This is a genomic window from Streptomyces atratus, assembly GCF_900119365.1.
Lineage (GTDB): Bacteria > Actinomycetota > Actinomycetes > Streptomycetales > Streptomycetaceae > Streptomyces > Streptomyces atratus_B.
Genome location: NZ_FPJO01000006.1, coordinates 94321 through 111350 on the forward strand (window position 1 = coordinate 94321; position 17030 = coordinate 111350).

Annotated in this window: 13 protein-coding genes; 5 read left to right on the forward strand and 8 right to left on the reverse strand. The window is 69.0% G+C overall.

The features are described from left to right. Positions 1-24 precede the first annotated feature (24 nt). From BT364_RS13075 to BT364_RS13085, 3 genes are read right to left on the reverse strand one after another with little or no spacing between them, the layout of a single operon-like run. On the reverse strand, positions 25-1269 hold the full coding sequence (locus BT364_RS13075) for a flavin-dependent oxidoreductase (RefSeq protein WP_072485327.1): 1245 nt from the start codon (positions 1267-1269) through the stop codon (positions 25-27). Between the two features lie 8 nt (positions 1270-1277). Continuing rightward, a complete protein-coding gene (locus BT364_RS13080) occupies positions 1278-2588 on the reverse strand; it encodes an activator-dependent family glycosyltransferase (protein ID WP_072485328.1) in 1311 nt (436 codons plus the stop codon). 48 nt (positions 2589-2636) lie between these two features. Beyond that, on the reverse strand, positions 2637-3350 hold the full coding sequence (locus tag BT364_RS13085) for a class I SAM-dependent methyltransferase (protein ID WP_072485329.1): 714 nt from the start codon (positions 3348-3350) through the stop codon (positions 2637-2639). 147 nt (positions 3351-3497) lie between these two features. Here BT364_RS13085 and BT364_RS13090 point away from each other — a divergent pair, with 147 nt between their 5' ends. Beyond that, a complete protein-coding gene (locus BT364_RS13090) occupies positions 3498-4979 on the forward strand; it encodes an SDR family oxidoreductase (protein WP_072485330.1) in 1482 nt (493 codons plus the stop codon). 43 nt (positions 4980-5022) lie between these two features. Here BT364_RS13090 and BT364_RS13095 read toward each other — a convergent pair whose 3' ends face one another. From BT364_RS13095 to BT364_RS13115, 5 genes are all read right to left on the reverse strand, one after another. After that, positions 5023-6015: a Gfo/Idh/MocA family protein gene (locus BT364_RS13095; RefSeq protein WP_072485331.1), complete on the reverse strand. Its 993-nt coding sequence runs from the start codon at positions 6013-6015 to the stop codon at positions 5023-5025. A gap of 51 nt (positions 6016-6066) precedes the next feature. Beyond that, on the reverse strand, positions 6067-6675 hold the full coding sequence (locus BT364_RS13100; RefSeq protein ID WP_072485332.1) for a dTDP-4-dehydrorhamnose 3,5-epimerase family protein: 609 nt from the start codon (positions 6673-6675) through the stop codon (positions 6067-6069). A 39-nt stretch (positions 6676-6714) separates the two neighbouring features. Beyond that, positions 6715-8109: an NDP-hexose 2,3-dehydratase family protein gene (locus tag BT364_RS13105; protein ID WP_072485333.1), complete on the reverse strand. Its 1395-nt coding sequence runs from the start codon at positions 8107-8109 to the stop codon at positions 6715-6717. An 85-nt stretch (positions 8110-8194) separates the two neighbouring features. Further along, positions 8195-9304: a DegT/DnrJ/EryC1/StrS family aminotransferase gene (locus BT364_RS13110; protein WP_072485334.1), complete on the reverse strand. Its 1110-nt coding sequence runs from the start codon at positions 9302-9304 to the stop codon at positions 8195-8197. Positions 9305-9339: 35 nt separating this feature from the next. Next, complete coding sequence (locus tag BT364_RS13115) at positions 9340-9876, reverse strand: GNAT family N-acetyltransferase (RefSeq protein ID WP_072485335.1); 537 nt, start codon at positions 9874-9876, stop codon at positions 9340-9342. Positions 9877-10172: 296 nt separating this feature from the next. Between BT364_RS13115 and BT364_RS13120 the strand changes: the two genes are divergently transcribed. The 4 genes from BT364_RS13120 (at position 10173) to BT364_RS13135 (ending at position 17024) form a co-directional block, all read left to right on the forward strand. Beyond that, the gene (locus BT364_RS13120) at positions 10173-10547 is read left to right on the forward strand and encodes a hypothetical protein (protein WP_143166483.1); all 375 of its coding nucleotides are present in this window, start codon (positions 10173-10175) and stop codon (positions 10545-10547) included. A gap of 15 nt (positions 10548-10562) precedes the next feature. After that, positions 10563-11576: a 2,3-diaminopropionate biosynthesis protein SbnA gene (gene sbnA, locus BT364_RS13125; RefSeq protein WP_072485337.1), complete on the forward strand. Its 1014-nt coding sequence runs from the start codon at positions 10563-10565 to the stop codon at positions 11574-11576. Between the two features lie 236 nt (positions 11577-11812). After that, on the forward strand, positions 11813-12016 hold the full coding sequence (locus BT364_RS13130; RefSeq protein ID WP_072485338.1) for an MbtH family protein: 204 nt from the start codon (positions 11813-11815) through the stop codon (positions 12014-12016). Positions 12017-12044: 28 nt separating this feature from the next. Beyond that, entirely contained in the window at positions 12045-17024 is a 4980-nt protein-coding gene (locus tag BT364_RS13135; RefSeq protein WP_072485339.1) for a non-ribosomal peptide synthetase, read from the forward strand. Positions 17025-17030: the final 6 nt, after the last annotated feature.

Here is a 17030-nt window from a genome sequence, read left to right on the forward strand (position 1 = left end):
AGCGGCGTTCCGGCCGGAGCCGGGTCAGGTGGACAGCGTGGCATCGTAGCTGCGCCGCTCGTTCAGCAGTACCGGGTCGAACCCGGCCAGCCGCTTGTACCGGGCGGCGATCTCCTCGCGCTCGGCCAGCGGCAGCACCCGCTCGATGTCCGTGAAGCCCTCGGGCGCCCGTTCGTGGGCTCGCCTGAGCACCAGCTCGGGCCCCATCTGCCGGTTCGCCAAGGTGATCGCACTCGTTGCGGGCCTGCGTTCGGCCTCGTATATCTCGCATGCCCTGCCCGGCTCCCCTGTTCTGGCGAGGGCGTCGCTGAACACCCGGGCGTCGAGTATGGCCTGCGAGGCACCGTTCGAGCCGATGGGGTACATGGGGTGGGCGGCGTCGCCGAGCAGCGTCACCCGCCCGTGTGTCCAGCCCGGCAGGGGGTCCCGGTCCACCATGGGGTACTCGTACGCGGCCCCGGCCCGCCGGATGGTCGCGGCCACGTCCAGCCAGTCGAACCGCCAGTCCTCGAAGTAGGGCAGGAACTCGGCCACCCGGACGGGGCGGGTCCAGTCCCCACGACCGGCGGCCGAGCGGTCGAAGGGCCGCTCCGCGATCCAGTTGATCTCGACTTTCCCGTCGGCGTCGGGGGCGGTGATCGGGTAGGCGACGAACTTCTGGTCGTGGTTCCCGGCCATGATCATCGAACGGTCGCCGCGAAAGGGCAGGGCCCGGGTCGTGCCGCGCCACAGCACCAGGCCGTTCCACAGCGGTGCGGGCTCGGCCGGATACAGCTGCGCGCGGACGGTGGACCTGATGCCGTCGGCACCGATCAGGAGATCGCCCCTGATCTCGGACCCCCCGTAACGGGCCGTCACTTCTCCAGGACCGGAGGCGAAGCGGGTCAGCCGGTGACCGGTCCGCACCGCGCCGGCGCCGAGGCGGTCGCGTACGGCGGCGAGCAGCATGAGCTGAAGCCGGCCGCGGTGCACCGAGTACTGCGGCCAGTGGTACCCCATGCCCAGGCCGCGCGGTTCGGACCAGATGAGCTGCCCGTGATGATTGAAGTAGGCCAGTTCTCTGGTCGCCACCGCGACGGCGGCCAGTTCGTCGCCAAGACCCAGTTCGGTGAGTTCGCGAACGGCGTGCGGGAGCAGGTTGATGCCCACTCCGAGCGGTTTGATCTCGGTGGCCGCCTCGGTGACGGTGATGGATTCGACGCCTGCGGCGTGCAGGCTCAGTGCCGTGGCCAGGCCGGCGATACCGCCGCCGGCGATGATGACGCGCATGTCGCTCCTCAGGACGTCGTCGCCCCTGTGCGGTGGTCGGCTGTCAGCTTCTCCAGAACCGGTACCAGCTCCCGGGGCGTCGGCATGCTGAGCATGGCGTCCTGAAGCCCGTCGGCGGCGGCGGCGAAGGACGGCTCGTCGAGCAGACGCACAAGGTGCGCGCGGACTCGCTCGCCGGTGATGTCCGTGTAGTACTCGTCCAGTCCGGCGCCGCACATCCGCAGCCGCCGGCCGAGTATCGGGGTGTCGTGCTGCTCGGAGATCACCAGCTGGGGCACGGCGGCCGCCGCGACGGTGTTCGTCGTGCCGAAGCCGCCGTGATGGATGACCGCCGAACAAGTGGGAGCCAGCGCCTGCAAGGGCACGAACTCCACCAGCCTGGTGTTGTCCGGTACCCGGGCCAGCCTGCTCCGTTCCGCCTCGGCGAGCGTGCAGACGAGTTCGATGTCGAGGTCGGCGACGGAGTCGAGGACCTCCTGCACACTGATCGGATAGCCGCCGAACCTGTCCGTACTGAACAGGCCGAGGGTCAGACAGACGCGAGGCCTGCCGGGAGGTTCCCGGAGCCACCGCGGGATCACCGAGGCTCCGTTGTAGGGCACGTACCGCATCGGTATGTGGTGCACGTCGGTGTCCAGCCGCAGGGGAGCCGGATACTGGTCGACGGTGAACCGGCCGGTGATCAGCGACTCGGAGAACTCCACGCCGTGGGCGGCGGCCTGGGCGGCCACCCACTCTCCGAACGGGTCCTGGCGCTGCCCGGGCGGCTGTCGCCGTCGAAGCCGCAGATAGTTCTGCCGGGTCCTGGCGAAGATGTCCAGGGACCAGAGCACACGGCCGTGCGCGGCGCCCACCGCCTCGGCCGCGATCGGCCCGCCGTGCGTGGTCGGCTCCCAGAGCACCAGATCCGGCCGCCACTCACGGGCGAGGCCGATCAGGTCCTCGGTCAGGGGATCATTAATGATCTTGTACCAGCTGCCGAGTACGTCCTCGTAGCCGGAGCGCAGATAGTCCCAGCCGACGCTCTCCGCCGGTTCGTCGGACCGGGCGAACGGGGGCAGATCAACGCCTCGGATCCTGTTGTACGCCACGGGGTTCGCCTCGGCGAACCGCTGGGTGAGGAACCGCTCCGAGATCCGCCAGAGGTTGTGGTCGGTGCCCACCGGGACGGCGGTCAGTCCCGTCCGGGTGATCACCTCCGTCAGAGCGGGCTGGCTGGCCACGCGTACCTCGTGTCCCGCGGCGGCGAGCGCCCAGGCCAGCGGGACCATGGCGTGGAAATGGGTCTTCTCGGAGTACGTGGCGAACAGGACACGCATGTTTCTCCAGTCGGGTGACGTCTCGCCGGCGGGACGGGCGTTGTTGTGTCAGCGCTTCCGGGTACCGATGAACAGACCGCGGCCGGTCGGGCCGGATTCGAGATACTCGGCGGGGCAGTCGGCGTCGGCGAAGGCCGCGAGGTACTCGTCCTTCCGCCACAGACTGAGCAGTTCGATTTCGGTGAATTCGGTGATACCACTCGGCTCGCCGATCACGTACCGCAACTCCATCCGGGTTTTGTCGCCCTGCCGGATGGAGTGCGATATACGCGTGATGGTGCGGCTCTTTTCGCTGCTCAGATCTCCGGCGACGTAGCCGTCGATGAATTGCTCGGGGAACCACCACGGCTCAACGACGAGAACGCCCCCCGGGTTGACGTGACGGGCCATGCAGCGGATCGCGTCCCGCAGCTCGGACACATTGTCGAGGTAGCCGATGGAGCAGAACATACACACCACGGCGTCGAAGGTGCGGCCCAGGTCGAAGGCGCGCATGTCACCCTGATGGAGCGGGATTCCACCGAGCCGCTTCCTGGCCAGCTCCAGCATCGGCTCCGCCAGCTCGACCCCCTCGGCCTGTCCGAAATCCTCGCGGAAGGAGGCGAGGTGAGCGCCGGTACCGCAGGCCACGTCGAGCAGTGACGTCGCGTCGGGCACGCGGGCGAAGATCTGCGCGGAGACATCCCTCGCCTCTTCCCGCCAGTCCTTTCCACGACTGCGGTAAATACTCTCGAAAACATCTGCATGATCTTCGGTGAACATGGAAAACCTCACTGGGATCGGCAATCTGCTGCGGAAAGTATAATGCTTCGAAAATGACCGGTCCACCGGTCTGGCTGTTCAATGCGATATCGTTTCATTCCTCGGCCGGACCAGGAAAAGGAGTAGAGGGAATTGCTGGACGAATTATTGCTGCGCCTGAATGCGGATGACATGGAAAAATTCGCCGCGGCATCCGGTGACCGTAATCCGCAGTACGGCGACCCCGCCTACGCGCGGCGCACGTACAGCGGCGCCTGCGTGGTGCCCGGCGCGCTGGCCGTGATCGCGGCGCTGGCCGCGGTCCCGGCCCAGCGGCTCCGTACCGCCTCCGTGCTCGGTGCCCGGTTCACCAGCCCGCTCTTTCCCGGCCGTACGTACCGGGCCACCGTCACCGAGAAGGAGAACGGCGGTGTCACGGTGGTGGTCCGGGAGGGCACCACGTCGGTGCTGCACTGCGATCTGCTCCCCGGCGACGGCCTGGAGCACGCCGTCGTGCCGGGCAAGCGACCTGCCGCGGTGGAACCCGAGCCGTCCAGGGAGCGCTCACGCGGCCAGAGCTGGAACGGAGCGTACGGTCTGCCCGCTCCCGAGGAACTGCGCGCGCTCGCCGATCTGCTCGGTGCCCGTTCCCTTCCCGACGCGCTGCTCGGCGCTCTCGGCTGGGCCAGTTGGTTCACCGGCATGAGAGTGCCGGGCAAGGACATGATTCTCTCCGGCCTGCAGGTGCGTGCGGGACACCGGGCATCGGACGACGAGCCGCGCTTCACCGCCTCGGTGGCCACGGCCGACGCCCGCAGCGGAACCCTGGTCGTACGGGCCGACTGCACCGGTGATGGACGTGGGCTCGAGATGGAGCTGCGTACCTTCCAACGACGCGCCGTCCCGGCTCCGAACCACACCTCGGCGACGAGCGTCCTCCCGGCCGGCGACGCACTGGCGGGGAACCAGGTGCTCGCCGTCGGTGGCAGCCGGGGCATCGGCGCGGCGATCGTGTCGGTACTCGCCTCCCAGGGCGCGAGCGTCTGGGCCACCCAGCGGGCTCCGGGCCCGGCCGAGGCACTGCGCGAGGAGTTCGGCGACGACCGGGTACGCCCCCTGCTGCTGGACGCCCGGGACCCCAAGCAGATGACCGCGGGGGTGGAGGCCCTGGCCGAGGCCGGGGTCCGGCTCGACGGACTGGTGCTCAGCGCCGGCCCGGCCGTGCTGCCATCCAGCCTGCACCCGGACACCGTGGACGATGTCGTCGAGTTCGTGGACACCAGCCTGACTCTCGCGCTGCGGCCGCTCACGGCGGCCCTGCCGTTGCTCAAGGAGGGGGGCTGGATCGTTCTGCTGTCCTCGGGGGCCGTGGAGGACGTACCCGCGCGGTACCCGCAGTACTACCTGGGGAAAACCGCCGTCGAGGCGCTGGGACGGTTCTGCGCGACCCGGCACGGAATGCGCGTCCTGCTGGCCAGGGCCCCCAAAATGTGGACCGATCTGTCCAACGGGCCGCTCGGCGGCCACGGGACCGTGCCGACCTCCCAGGTGGCCTCGGCAATCGTCGGCTGGGTGCTCGGCCGGGTCCCCGCAGACGAGTCCGGGCTGACCGTGCTGTCGCCGCGGGCGCTCACGGAGTGGACCACCTGAACCCCGTACCGGGCGGCGCGTCCGTCACCGCCCGGTACGGGGTTCAGACCTTGACCACGGTGGCGACCTGCTCGACGCGCTCGATCAGCCAGGCCTGTTTCAGTGTCTCCTGCTGCTGGAGGCGCAGTTCGTCATCGCGGCGTACGGCATCGGCAAAGAAGGCGATGACGTTGGCGAACTGGTGGTCGGCGGGCAGGACACGTTCCTCACGGTGGTTCTGGCGCTCGATGCGCAGCACCGGCTGATAGCTCTCCGGCGGGGTGAAGGCGCGGTCGAGGAAGAGCCGCCCTTCGCTCCCCCGGATTTCGTAGCTGGTCCGGTACGAGTGCTCCATGCCGAAGGTGAGCTGCGCCGGAACTCCCTGGGGCGTACAGAGCAGCACGCTGCCCGACATCACCACGTCGCGGGCGCCGTACTGGCGGAAGACGGCTCCCACGACGTCGAGTTCACCGCCGAGGAAGTGCAGTGCCGCACGAACGGGATAGCCGCCGAAGTCGAGGAAGGCGCCTCCGCCCACCTGCGGCTGGTACCGGATGTCACCGTCCGGCTTGGGGGGAATGGTGAAGTCGCTGGAGAAGCCGCGGACTTCGCCGATCACGCCGCTATCGATGACTTCCCGAACGGCCGCGTGCTGGGAGTGATGCAGGAACATGTAGTTCTCCAGCAGCACCAGCCCGCGCGCCCGAGCGACCTCGATGAGCCGGGCGGTCAGGGTGGGGCTCGCGGTCATCGGCTTCTCGGCTAGGACGTGCTTGCCCGCCTCCAGTGCGCGCTCCACCCATTCGGCGTGCAGCATCCCCGGAAGCGGGATGTAGACCGCTTCCACGTCCGGCCGGGCGAGGAGCACGTCGTAACCGGCCAGCGGGACACCGCCGAACCGGTCGGTGAACTCGGTGGCACGCCCCAGACTTCGGCTGGCGATGGCGGTGACGTCGATCGCCGCGTCGGCGACCAGTGCCGGCAGCGTCCGCCGCCAGGCGATGTCCGCGCAGCCCATCACCCCCATGCGAAGCGGATGGGTCTCTTCAGCGCTCATACGGCAGTCGGCTCCGCTCGGTGCAGGGTGGGGCGGAAAGGCGGTGCGGACTCAGGCCCGCCGGGCCTCATAATGCGCGAGGCACTCCTGGTAGGTGGGCAGCAGACCCATGTCCGCCGCTTGCGCCAGGGTGGGCGCGGCGGCGTCCTTGACCGACATGACCGGTTGCCCGGTTACGTTCCACGGGATGCCGATGTCCGGGTCCAAAGCGTTGACGTGCAGCATCGTGCCATGCCGGTACTCCTCGGAGCAGAGAAAGGTGACGCAGGCGTCGTCCGTCAGCGCGAGGAATGCGTGGCCGAAACCGTCGGCGAGGTACAGGGAGACCCCGTTGCCGGCCACCTGGTGAAGCGTCTGGTGCCGGCCGAAGGTCGGTGATCCCAGCCGGAGGTCCACGGCCACGCCCATGATCTCACCGCGGACGCAGGTCACCAGTTTTTCCTGGCCCGGCGGCAGCAGGGTGCCGTGAATGCCGCGGATCGTGCCGCGGCGGCTCACGGAACAGTGGAACTGGCGGACCCGGAACGGGTAGCCGATGGCCTCGCTGACCGTCTCGGTGCGGAACGCCTCGTAGAAGAAGCCCCGCCTGTCGACATGGCGGACGGGAGATATCTGATGGGCATTCGGCAACGAGAGATCGGTGATGTGCGCCGTGTTCATATCCGACCGGACTCCGAAGGTGGATCGAGCCCGCACAGGTCAGTAGAGGCTGTGCAGGCAGGCCAGCAGGCTACGGGCTTCGATGTTCAGGTAGTGACCGTGCCGAAGCAGGTCCATCAGTTGGCGGACGGTCATCCAGCAGTAGTTGCGCGGCGGGTCGAGCGGGACTTCCTCGCCCACCTCGGTGATCTGGTACCGGGTGAGCGCGTTGTAGAACCGTCCGCCCTCCTCGGAGAGGACTTGGTCGTAACGGACCGTCGCCGTCCTGGAGACCAGCACCTCGCGCAGGAAGGGGTCCTCCACCGCCGAGACCCCGGTTCCCGGCAAGAGATGCACCGTGGGTGCCATCTCCACCAGGTCCATGAGGCCGTACTCGGGACGGCCCTGCACCAGCACGTGGAGCACTCCGTCGATGATCCGGACGATGAAGACCGCCCGCCCCTCCCCCCGGGGAAAGAGCAGCGGTTGGGTCCATCGCTGTACCTCGCGGGTCCCGGCTTCCACACTCACCGCGACAATGCGGAAGTGCTGGCGGTGTTCATCGGCGATCTCCACGTCGTCGCGGGTCCAGCCGCTGACCTTCGCCAGTGGTGTCAGCCGCGCCGTCCAGTGGCAGCGGGTCTTCGCCTCGGTGAACCAGCTCAGGATCTCCCCCGAGGTGTGCCGGGTCTCGACCCCGTCCTGCTGGTACTGGCAGGAGCGGATCAGCGCGTCACGGAAGGGGTCCCCGGTGGGCAGCTGGGACTCGTCCGGCAGCGGGAAGGGCATGCACGACAGCACCGTGCGGGCGTCCATGTTGATGAGATGGTCGGAGTGGTTCAGCTCGCGGATCTGTTCCAGGCTCAGCCAGCGGTAGTCGTCGTGCGGTGGTATGTCGTCGGTCACGAGGACCACCATGTTGCGATTGCGCTTGCGCCAGAACCAGGCACCCTGTTCGGACTGGAGGACGTCCACCAGGATCTGGCCACGACCGGGGCCGATGAAGTACTCCAAGTACCGTGTGGACATGCCGCGGTGGACCTGGGTGTAGTTGCTGCGGGTCGCCTGCACCGTCGGGGACAACTGCAGTGTGTTGATGTTGCCGGGTTCCATCTTGGCCTGCATCAAGCAGTGCAGTACACCGTCGAACTCCTTGACGATGATGCCGAGGATGCCGATCTCCGGCTGGTTGATGATCGGCTGCGACCAGATATCCCGGCCGTTGTCCCGGACCTGGAGCCCCTCGATCGTGAAGAACCGGCCGCTGACGTGCGCGAGGTTGCCGGTATCGGCTTCGAAGGACCAGGAGTCCAGTTCGGAGAACGGGATCTGCTCGACGTGGAAACGGCCCTGGAGATGCCGGTCGGCCCACCACTCGTGGAACTCCTCCAACGAGCCGGCCGAGTGCCGCCCGGATCTCGCTGTCCGGCCCCCGGCCCGGTGTGGTGCGGTCATGAGTCGGTCCCTCACGATGAGTCCTCCTGTCGTCGCGGCACCGTGGCGGGTCGGCACGGAAGGGTTGTCCGGCGGGGCGTCATGCTCAGAGCTCGGCCAGCACGCTGTGCGTCGCGTCGATGACCCGTTCCTGCTCGGCTTCGGTGAGCGAGGGGTACATGGGCAGTGAGAAGATCTGGCCGGCCAGTTCCTCGGTGACCGGCAGGGAGCCCGTGCCGTAGCCGAGATGAGCGAATCCGGACTGGGTGTGCACCGGCCACGGGTAGCTGACGTTCAGCAGGATGTCCTGCCGCTTGAGCCTGGCGATCACCTCGTCCCGCTCGGGGTGCCGCACGACGTACACGTAATAGACGTGTGTGTTGCCGGGCGCGACCCGCGGGGTGAGCAGCTCGGTGCCCCGGAACGCCTCGGCGTACCGTGCCGCGATGGCGCGGCGCCTGGCTATGTACTCGTCGAGGCGGGTCAGCTTGCGGCGCAGGATCTCGGCCTGCACCTCGTCGAGGCGGCTGTTGTAGCCCGGCGTCTCCACGACGTAGTACACCTCCTCCATGCCGTAGTACCGCAGCCGCCGCAGCCGCGCGTCGACCTCGGCGTCGCGGCTGAGCGTCGCCCCGGCGTCCCCGTAGGCGCCGAGCACCTTGGTGGGGTAGAAGGAGAACGCCGCCGCCTTACCCATCGAGCCCGCGACGCGTCCATGGTGGGTGGCCCCGTGGGCCTGCGCGCAGTCCTCCAGGATCGGAAGGCCGTGCCGCGCGGCGATGGCTTCCAGCGGCCCCATGTCCACACACTGACCGTAGAGATGGACGGGCAGCAGACAGGCGGTCCTGGAGGTGATCGCCGCCTCCACCTGATCCACGTCCATGAGGTAGCTGTCGCGGTGGACGTCGACGAACACCGCCCGAGCGCCTACGGCTTCGATCGCCAGCACCGTCGGTGCCGCTGTGTTCGAGACGGTGATGACCTCGTCGCCGCGGCCGACACCGAGCGCCCGCAGGCCCAGCACGATGGCGTTGGTTCCGTTGTCGACCCCGACGCAGTGCGGCACTCCGTGATACGCCGCGTATTCTCGCTCGAAAGACGCCACGCTTTCGCCGAGAATCAGCCGCCCGGAACGGAAGACCGAGTCGACGGCCTCGATGATTTCATCCCGCTCCTTCTCGTACTCGGACAGGTAACCCCAGACGGAAAGGGGCATGGCGCGTCACCTCCGGTAGAACGTACAGTTTCGATTCAGGTGGCGATCACATTCAGGAACTCAACGCCATGTTCATCCCATTCTTCCCGCAGGACGGAGAAGACGTTCACGTCCCAGGTACGGCCCTGGAAAAACACATAGTTGCGCAGCACCGCTTCCGCGCGAATCATCGCCGAGTACTCGTCGCCGAAGGCCAGCGCCTCCGCGCTCGTCCGAGTGGTGTGAAAGTACACCTTCCGCGTCCGCCACATCGAGAACGCGAAGTTGGTGCAGAGCACATTCGCATCCCGAAGCAGCTCGATCGGCTGATCTGCGGCCATATTGACTTCGACCTTCACGTGACCGGCCGGGTTCAGGTCGGAGATGGTGGCGAGGCCGGCCAGTTCTTCACCGCCCTTGCGGTGCACGAGGAAGACTGCGGACGCTCCACGCCCGAAGGAGGCGACATATTCGTCGATCGTGGGCAGCCCGCAGTACCCGATCTGAAACAGAATCTCGTAGGCGTCCGCCGCGTCGGATTCTCTGGCAGGACGCAGAACTACCTGCCCCGACTCGGTGTGCGGATACAACATGATTGACGGCCCTCTTTCTGGGACTCCTCCGGTGCGCTCAATCACCGAAAACCTCAGGGAAACTAATAATAGAGCTGCCCCGGAGTCAAGCGTCTTCCATTGCGGCGGTACGGTGACGCCTTCCGCGTTGTCCCGCCAGCGGGACATGGACTGGACACGTCCGTCCCGCTGTGGAAACGATGGGGCGTCTTGTCGGGTGACCGGCCGACGGCTCTCGTCGCCGCCGGGTGTTTTGATTTATTGGCCGCACAGGCCGAAATAATCTTGTTACGGGAAAAGGAGCGTGGGCAATAATCATGTCGAACGGGACAGTGGCCGCAGACAGAGATCCCGTGGTGGTTGGCGCGCTGACCGAACTCGTGCGGGACGCCGCGTACATGATCTGCGGGGAGCAGCCCGGGGTGCCGCGGCCGAACCTGCTCACCGATCTCGACTCCTTCTCCTCGGTCCAGCTGATGCTGGAGCTGGAGAAGTCGACCGAGGTAATGCTCCTCGAGGAGGTGGGTTACTTCCGGGGCGAGACCTTCGGCGACATGGCAGAGCACGTTTTCGTCATCGCGGAACAGAAGAATCAACTCGACGCCCTCGTGGACCGGTTGTTGCGTCTCGCGGCCGAGAAGAAGTCACCGGACCGCCCGACCGCTGCGCCCGGTGAGGCAGGATCAGCCTGATAGGGAGATTCCGACATGGTGAAGAACCTGCGCGCAGGGGGTGGTGCCCACGACAGTATTCTCTCGGCTGTCGGATCCACTCCACTGGTGCCGCTTAAGCGGCTTTTCCCGGATTCGAAGGCCAGGTTCTACGCGAAGCTGGAGGCGCTGAATCCGGGCGGCAGCGTCAAGGACAGGGCAGCCATCGGAATGGTGCTCGGTGCGATCGAGAGCGGGGAGTTGACACCGGGGATCTCCGTGGTGGTCGAGTCGAGCTCGGGGAATCTCGGGATCGGCCTGGCCCAGGTCTGCCGGTTGTACGGACTCCGTTTCATCTGCGTGGTGGACCCGAAGACGACCACGCAGAACAGAGAAATCCTCCGGGCCTACGGCGCGGAACTGAGCATGGTCACCGAACGGGACAGCAGGACGGGAGAATTCCTGCCCGCCAGATTGCGGCGAGTACAGCAACTTCGCCAGCACATTCCGCATGTCTTCTGGCCCAATCAGTACGCCAACGTGCGCAACGCTAAGGCCCAGGAAGCCATCATGCGAGAGGTGGCCGAGCAGCTCGACGGAGCAGTGGACTACCTGTTCGTCGCCACCGGCACCTGCGGAACGATCCACGGTTGCTCTCAATTCATCACGCGCAACGGGCTCGCGACCCATATCGTCGCGGTGGACGCCGAGGGCAGCGCCATCTTCGGTGAAGCGGGCTGCCAACGCCTTGTTCCCGGCCATGGCGCGGCCGTCCGCCCTGAACTCCATTTCGACGGCATGGCGGACTCGGTGGCGAGAATGACCGATCAGGACTGCGTGGTCGGCTGCCGCCGGCTGGTGGACACGGAGGCGATTCTCGGCGGAGGCTCCTCGGGCGCGGTGGTCAGCACCGTGGAACGCAGACTCGGCGAGTTGCCCGCGGACGCCAACTGCGTCCTGCTGCTGCCCGACCGGGGCGAGCGCTACCTGGACACCATCTACTCCGACACCTGGGTGAACGCGCAGTTCGGTGACATCCAGCATCTGTGGAAGGCGAGAGCGGCATGCTGACCCCGCGCCGCGGCGACGTCGGCGCCGCGGCACGAGTCGCGCCCGAACGCCGCCTTCGGTCAGGGCCGGGCCCGGCACCGTCCGGACTCGTCGGCCGCCTCGGCACCGGAGCCCCACCCCGCCACCGGTGCCGGCCGGTCGCGCGGCGCGAAGGCCGCGACCTCGCGGCGTAACAGTCCTCGCCACGGTCAACGGCGGCACCGAAGACGCCGGACCAGTCACGAGAAGGGAACAGCATGTCCACGCACGACCAGTACCTGGTGGTGATCAACCACGAGGAGCAGTACTCCGTCTGGTTCGCCGACCGGGAGATCCCCGCCGGATGGCGAGCCGAGGGAACATCCGGCTCCCGCGAGGAGTGCCTCGACCACATCGAGCGGGTCTGGACCGATATGCGGCCGCTCAGCCTGCGGCAGCGAATGGCCGGCCAGGCCAGTTGACGACCGACTGATCGAGTCGAGGTGACCCATGAACCACCCAGAGTGCCACGAGCCCGGGCTGCCGGAACTGGTAGCCCGTCAGGCTCGCCTGACCCCGGACGCCCTGGCGGTCGAGTCCGCCGGGGGCGGGCTGACCTACCGGGAACTGGACCGGGCGGCCAACCGGCTGGCTCACGAACTGCGCGCCCGCGGTGTGCGCCGCGACGAGGTCGTGGCCGTCTGTCTGCCGCGGCGGCCGCGTCTGGCGGTGGCGCTGCTGGGGGTGTTGCGAGCGGGAGCCGCGTTCATGCCGCTGGACCCCGCCCATCCGTCGCGGCGGCTGGCGTGGATGCTGCGGGACGCGCGCGCCCGCCTGCTGCTGGTTGACGCCGAGGCGCCGGTCGTACTGCCCGAAGTGCCGGTACTGCCCCTCGCCGGGCATGCCGCGATCGACGCCCGCCCGGCCACGCCGGTGGAGGGCGCGACCGACCCGGACGGGCTCGCGTACGTCATGTACACCTCCGGCTCGACCGGTCGTCCCAAAGGGGTGGCCGTGGTGCACCGGGGGATCCTCAACCGGGTCCGCTGGGCCGTCGGCCGCTACGCGTTCACCGCCGCCGACCGGGTGCTCCAGAAGACGTCCGTCACGTTCGACGCCTCTGTCTGGGAGTTCTTCGGGCCGCTCGTCACCGGTGGAACGGTGGTGCTCGCACCCGACGGCGCCGAGCGCGACCCCGCGCTCACCGTCGAGGTGCTGGCACGGGAACGGATCACCGTACTGCAAGGTGTGCCTACGTTCCTGCGGACCCTCGCCGAGGAGCCCGGTCTGGACGGCTGCACGTCGCTGCGGCTGCTCTTCTCCGCCGGTGAGCCGCTCACCGACGAGCTGGCCGTTCGGCTGACCACACGGCTCCCCGCGCTTCTGGTCAACACCTACGGGCCCACCGAGTGCTCGATCGACGTCACCTCATGGGAGTTCGACGGCCCGGGCACCGGAGCCGTGCCCATCGGTCTGCCGCTGGACGGCACGCGGGCGGAGGTGCTCGCCCCGGACGGCTCCCGCGCACGCACTGGCGAACTGCGGGTGGCCGGAGCCGGTCTGGCCCGTGGTTACCTCGGCAACCCCCGGCTGACCGCCGACCGGTTCGTCCCGGACCCGTACGGCCCACCGGGCGCTCGCGCGTACCGGACCGGGGACCGGGTACACCGCCGCAAGGACGGAGTGCTGGAGTTCACCGGCCGGATGGACCACCAGGTGAAGATCCGCGGTATCAGGGTCGAACCGGGTGAGGTCGAAGTCGTGCTGGCCCGGCACCCCGCCGTGGCCGCGGCAGTGGTCGTCCCCCGCCCGGGACCGGACGGCCAACCCTGGCTCGTCGGTTATGTGGTGCCACGCGCCGAGCCGCCGGCTCACCGGGATCTTCGCGCATATCTGCTGGACAGGCTCCCGGAAGCCTATGTGCCGTCCCTCTTCGTTCCCCTGGACGGCCTCCCGCTGTCCAGCAGCGGCAAGACCGACCGGGCCGCCCTGCCGGCCCCCTCCGGCACCCGCGGCACCGGAGGGCCCGCACCCGCGACACCGGAGGAGAAGCTGGTCGCCGACCTCATGGCCGATGTGCTCGGGCTTGAGACCATCGGCGCCGACGACGACTTCTTCGACCTGGGCGGTCATTCCCTGCTCGCGATCCGGGTCGCCGGAAAGCTCCGCGCCGCCCTGGGCGTCCCCGTGTCCGTACGGACGGTGTTCGAGGCGCGCACCGTGGCGGCGCTGGCCGAGCGCGTGGCGCACCTCGGCGAGGAGGAGACGGCCGACCACATCGAGGTACTCGACCCACAGGAACGGTCCGGTCCGGCGCGGCTCTCCTTCACCCAGCAGCGGCTGTGGTTCCTCGACCGGCTGAACCCCGGCAGCCCCGAGTACCGGGTGTCCTGGGGGTTCCGCCTGCGCGGGCCGCTGGACACCGATGCCCTGGGCTCCGCCGTACGCGACCTGGTGGCCCGCCACGAGATCCTGCGCACCCGTTACGTGACCGGCCCGGAAGGAGCGCCGGGCCAGACCGTGGCCCCCGCCGGGCCTTTCCCGCTGCCGGTCACCGCGCTCACCGGCGAGGAGAGAGAGCGGGACGTACGGCAGCTGATCCGCTCGCTGGCCGAGCAGCCGTTCGATCTTTCGGCAGGAGCACCGTTCGCCCCGCGTCTGATCCGGATCGGGGCGCACGACCATGTCTTCGTCGTGCTCATGCACCACATTCTCACGGACGACTGGACCGAGGACGTGCTGGCACGTGAGCTGTCGGAGCTGTACCGGTCGCATGCCGCCGGGCAGCCGGCGGCGCTGGAGCCCCTCCGCGTGCAGTACGTGGACTATGCCGCCTGGCAGCGCGGGCAGCTGTCCGGCCCGGCGCTGGACGCCGACCTCTCGTACTGGCGTGAGCGGTTGAGCGGGATGCGGCCGCTGGACCTGCCCACCGACCGGCCGAGGCCGGCGGTACGGGACGGTGTCGGCGGCGTCGTGCGCGAGACGCTGTCCTCCGCGGAGGCCCAGCCGCTGCTGCGCCTGGGCCGGGAGCGGGGCGCCACCTCCTTCATGACCCTCCTGAGCGTCTTCTACACCCTGCTGGGGCGCTACACCGGTGCGAGCGATCTGGCCGTCGGCACCGTGGTCGCCGGACGTGGGCACCCGGAGATCGAGGACGTCGCCGGATGTTTCGTCAACACCCTCGTGCTGCGGGTGGATCTCTCGGACGACCCGACGCCGGAGCGGCTGATCAGCCGGGTGCGGGACCATGCCCTCGACGCGTTCGGCCACGACCGGCTCCCGTTCGACAGGCTGGTCGACGAGCTCGCCCCGCAGCGTGACCTCTCCCGGTCGCCCCTGGTCGACGTAACCTTCGGGGTACGGGAATCGCCGTCGCGGCCCCTGACACTGGCCGGAGTCGACGTTCAGCCCTTCGAGACGGACCACACCGGCGCCAAGTTCGACCTGACCGTGCTGCTGACCGCCCAGCCCGACGGCGGGTATCGGATGGAGCTGGAGTACGCCACCGAGCTGTTCACCGAGGCCACGGTGCGCCGGATCGCCCACCACTTCCGCGCCCTCGCCACGGCGATGGGGTCCGGGGCCCGCCGCCCACTGAGCCGGCTGCCCATGCTGGACCGACCGGAACGCGAACGGCTGCTCCACGGCTGGAACCCACCGAGAACGCCCGTCGAACCGGAGTGTGCCCACGAGGCGTTCGCCGCCCAGGCCGCCCGCACCCCCGAGGCCGTCGCGGTGACCGGGGACGGCGAACAGCTCAGCTACGCCGAGCTCGCCGTACGGGCGGACGCGCTGGCACGGCGGCTGGTCGCCGCGGGCACCCGGCTGGAATCCCCGGTGGCCGTTGTGCTGGACCGGTCCACGGCGTCCGTCACGGCTCTGCTGGCGGTTCTCCGGGCCGGGGGCGTGTTCGCGCCGCTGGACCTCGCGCAGCCCGCCGAGCGTCTGGCGGCGATGCTCGACGAGCTGCGGCCGTCGGCCGTGCTCACGGACGCCAAGGCCCTCTCCCGTCTGGGAGAGCTGCCCGCGCCAGCGGTACTGGTCGACGCGCCGAACCAGGCCCCACCGGTGGAACTGTCCCCCGGCGACCCCGGCCGCCTGGCCTATGTCGTCCACACCTCCGGGTCGACCGGACGCCCGAAGGCCGTGATGATCACGCACGAGGCGTTCACCCACCATGCCAGGGTGATGGCCGCGCGACTCGGCTACCGGTCCGACGACCGGGTGCTGTTCCTGGCGCCGCCGCACTTCGATCCGGCCCTGGAGCAGATGCTGGCACCGCTTCTGCTGGGGGCGACCGTGGTGGTCGGTGATCCCGGTCCGGTGTCCCCGGCCGAACTGCCCGCGCTGATCACACGGACCGGGGTCACACAACTGGCCGTCGTCCCGCACCTCTACCGTGAGGTGGCGGCCGCGGTCACGCACCGCGGCGTACGGCCGACCACACTGCGGAACGTGGTGGTCGCCGGTGATGTGGTCACCCTCGAGGACGCCCGACGCTGGTTCGCCACCGGGCTGGACGCCCGTTTCGTCACCCTCTACGGCGCGACCGAGGCCACCGTCGCGGCGCTGACCCAGCAGGTCGGCGAAGCCGACCTGGCCACCGGCGGCTTGGACCGGAGCGTGCCGCTCGGACAGCCGCTTCCCGGAGCCCGGGTGTACGTACTGGACGAGCGGATGCAGCCTGTGCCGACCGGGGTGGCCGGGGAGGTGCACCTCGGCGGCGTCAGACTCGCCCGGGGCTATCTGCGGCAACCGCGCGCCACCGCCGACCGGTTCGTACCGGACCCGTACGGCGACGAGCCGGGTGAACGGCTCTACCGGACCGGGGACCTGGCCCGCCGCCGCGCGGACGGTGCCCTCGAATTCCTCGGCCGGACGGACGCACAGGTCAAGATCCGCGGTTTCCGGGTCGAACTCGGTGAGATCGAGGCAGCCCTGGCCCGGCATCCGGCCGTGCGGGCGGCCGCCGTAGCGATGCGGAGCGCACCGGGTGGTGACCGCTGGCTGATCGGCTACGTGGTGCCCCACCCGGACGCACCCGACGTGACGGGCGCCGACCTGCGCGCCCATCTGCGGGACCGGCTCCCCGAATACATGGTGCCCGCGGCCTTCGTGCGGCTCGGCGAACTGCCGCTCGGAGCGAGCGAGAAAGTGGACCGCAAGGCGCTGCCGCCGCCCGGCCCCCAGGCTGAGGAGGAGCGATTCACCGCTCCCCGTGACGAGGTCGAGGAAGCCGTCGCCGAGGCGTGGGCCGCGGTGCTCGGGATCGAGCGGGTGGGAGTGGACCAGGAGTTCTTCGACCTCGGCGGCCACTCCCTGCTCGCGACGCGGCTGGCGACCCGGCTGCGGGACCTGTTCGGGATGGACATCCCACTCCGTCTGCTGTTCGAGGCGACCACCGTCGCCGCCCAGACGGACGCGCTCGCCCGGTTGGCGGAAGCCGACAGCGCACCGGCCCACGCCGACCCAGCCGTCACACGATCTTAGGGACGA

Bases quoted from the DNA above. Each gene is read 5' to 3' on its own strand.
- BT364_RS13100 (WP_072485332.1), bottom strand. From the start codon at position 6,675: ATGAACACGGCGCACATCACCGATCTCTCGTTGCCGAATGCCCATCAG.
- BT364_RS13095 (WP_072485331.1), bottom strand. From the start codon at position 6,015: ATGAGCGCTGAAGAGACCCATCCGCTTCGCATGGGGGTGATGGGCTGC.
- BT364_RS13115 (WP_072485335.1), bottom strand. From the start codon at position 9,876: ATGTTGTATCCGCACACCGAGTCGGGGCAGGTAGTTCTGCGTCCTGCC.
- BT364_RS13130 (WP_072485338.1), top strand. From the start codon at position 11,813: ATGTCCACGCACGACCAGTACCTGGTGGTGATCAACCACGAGGAGCAG.
- sbnA (WP_072485337.1), top strand. From the start codon at position 10,563: ATGGTGAAGAACCTGCGCGCAGGGGGTGGTGCCCACGACAGTATTCTC.
- BT364_RS13105 (WP_072485333.1), bottom strand. From the start codon at position 8,109: ATGACCGCACCACACCGGGCCGGGGGCCGGACAGCGAGATCCGGGCGG.
- BT364_RS13110 (WP_072485334.1), bottom strand. From the start codon at position 9,304: ATGCCCCTTTCCGTCTGGGGTTACCTGTCCGAGTACGAGAAGGAGCGG.
- BT364_RS13075 (WP_072485327.1), bottom strand. From the start codon at position 1,269: ATGCGCGTCATCATCGCCGGCGGCGGTATCGCCGGCCTGGCCACGGCA.
- BT364_RS13080 (WP_072485328.1), bottom strand. From the start codon at position 2,588: ATGCGTGTCCTGTTCGCCACGTACTCCGAGAAGACCCATTTCCACGCC.
- BT364_RS13120 (WP_143166483.1), top strand. From the start codon at position 10,173: ATGTCGAACGGGACAGTGGCCGCAGACAGAGATCCCGTGGTGGTTGGC.
- BT364_RS13135 (WP_072485339.1), top strand. From the start codon at position 12,045: ATGAACCACCCAGAGTGCCACGAGCCCGGGCTGCCGGAACTGGTAGCC.
- BT364_RS13085 (WP_072485329.1), bottom strand. From the start codon at position 3,350: ATGTTCACCGAAGATCATGCAGATGTTTTCGAGAGTATTTACCGCAGT.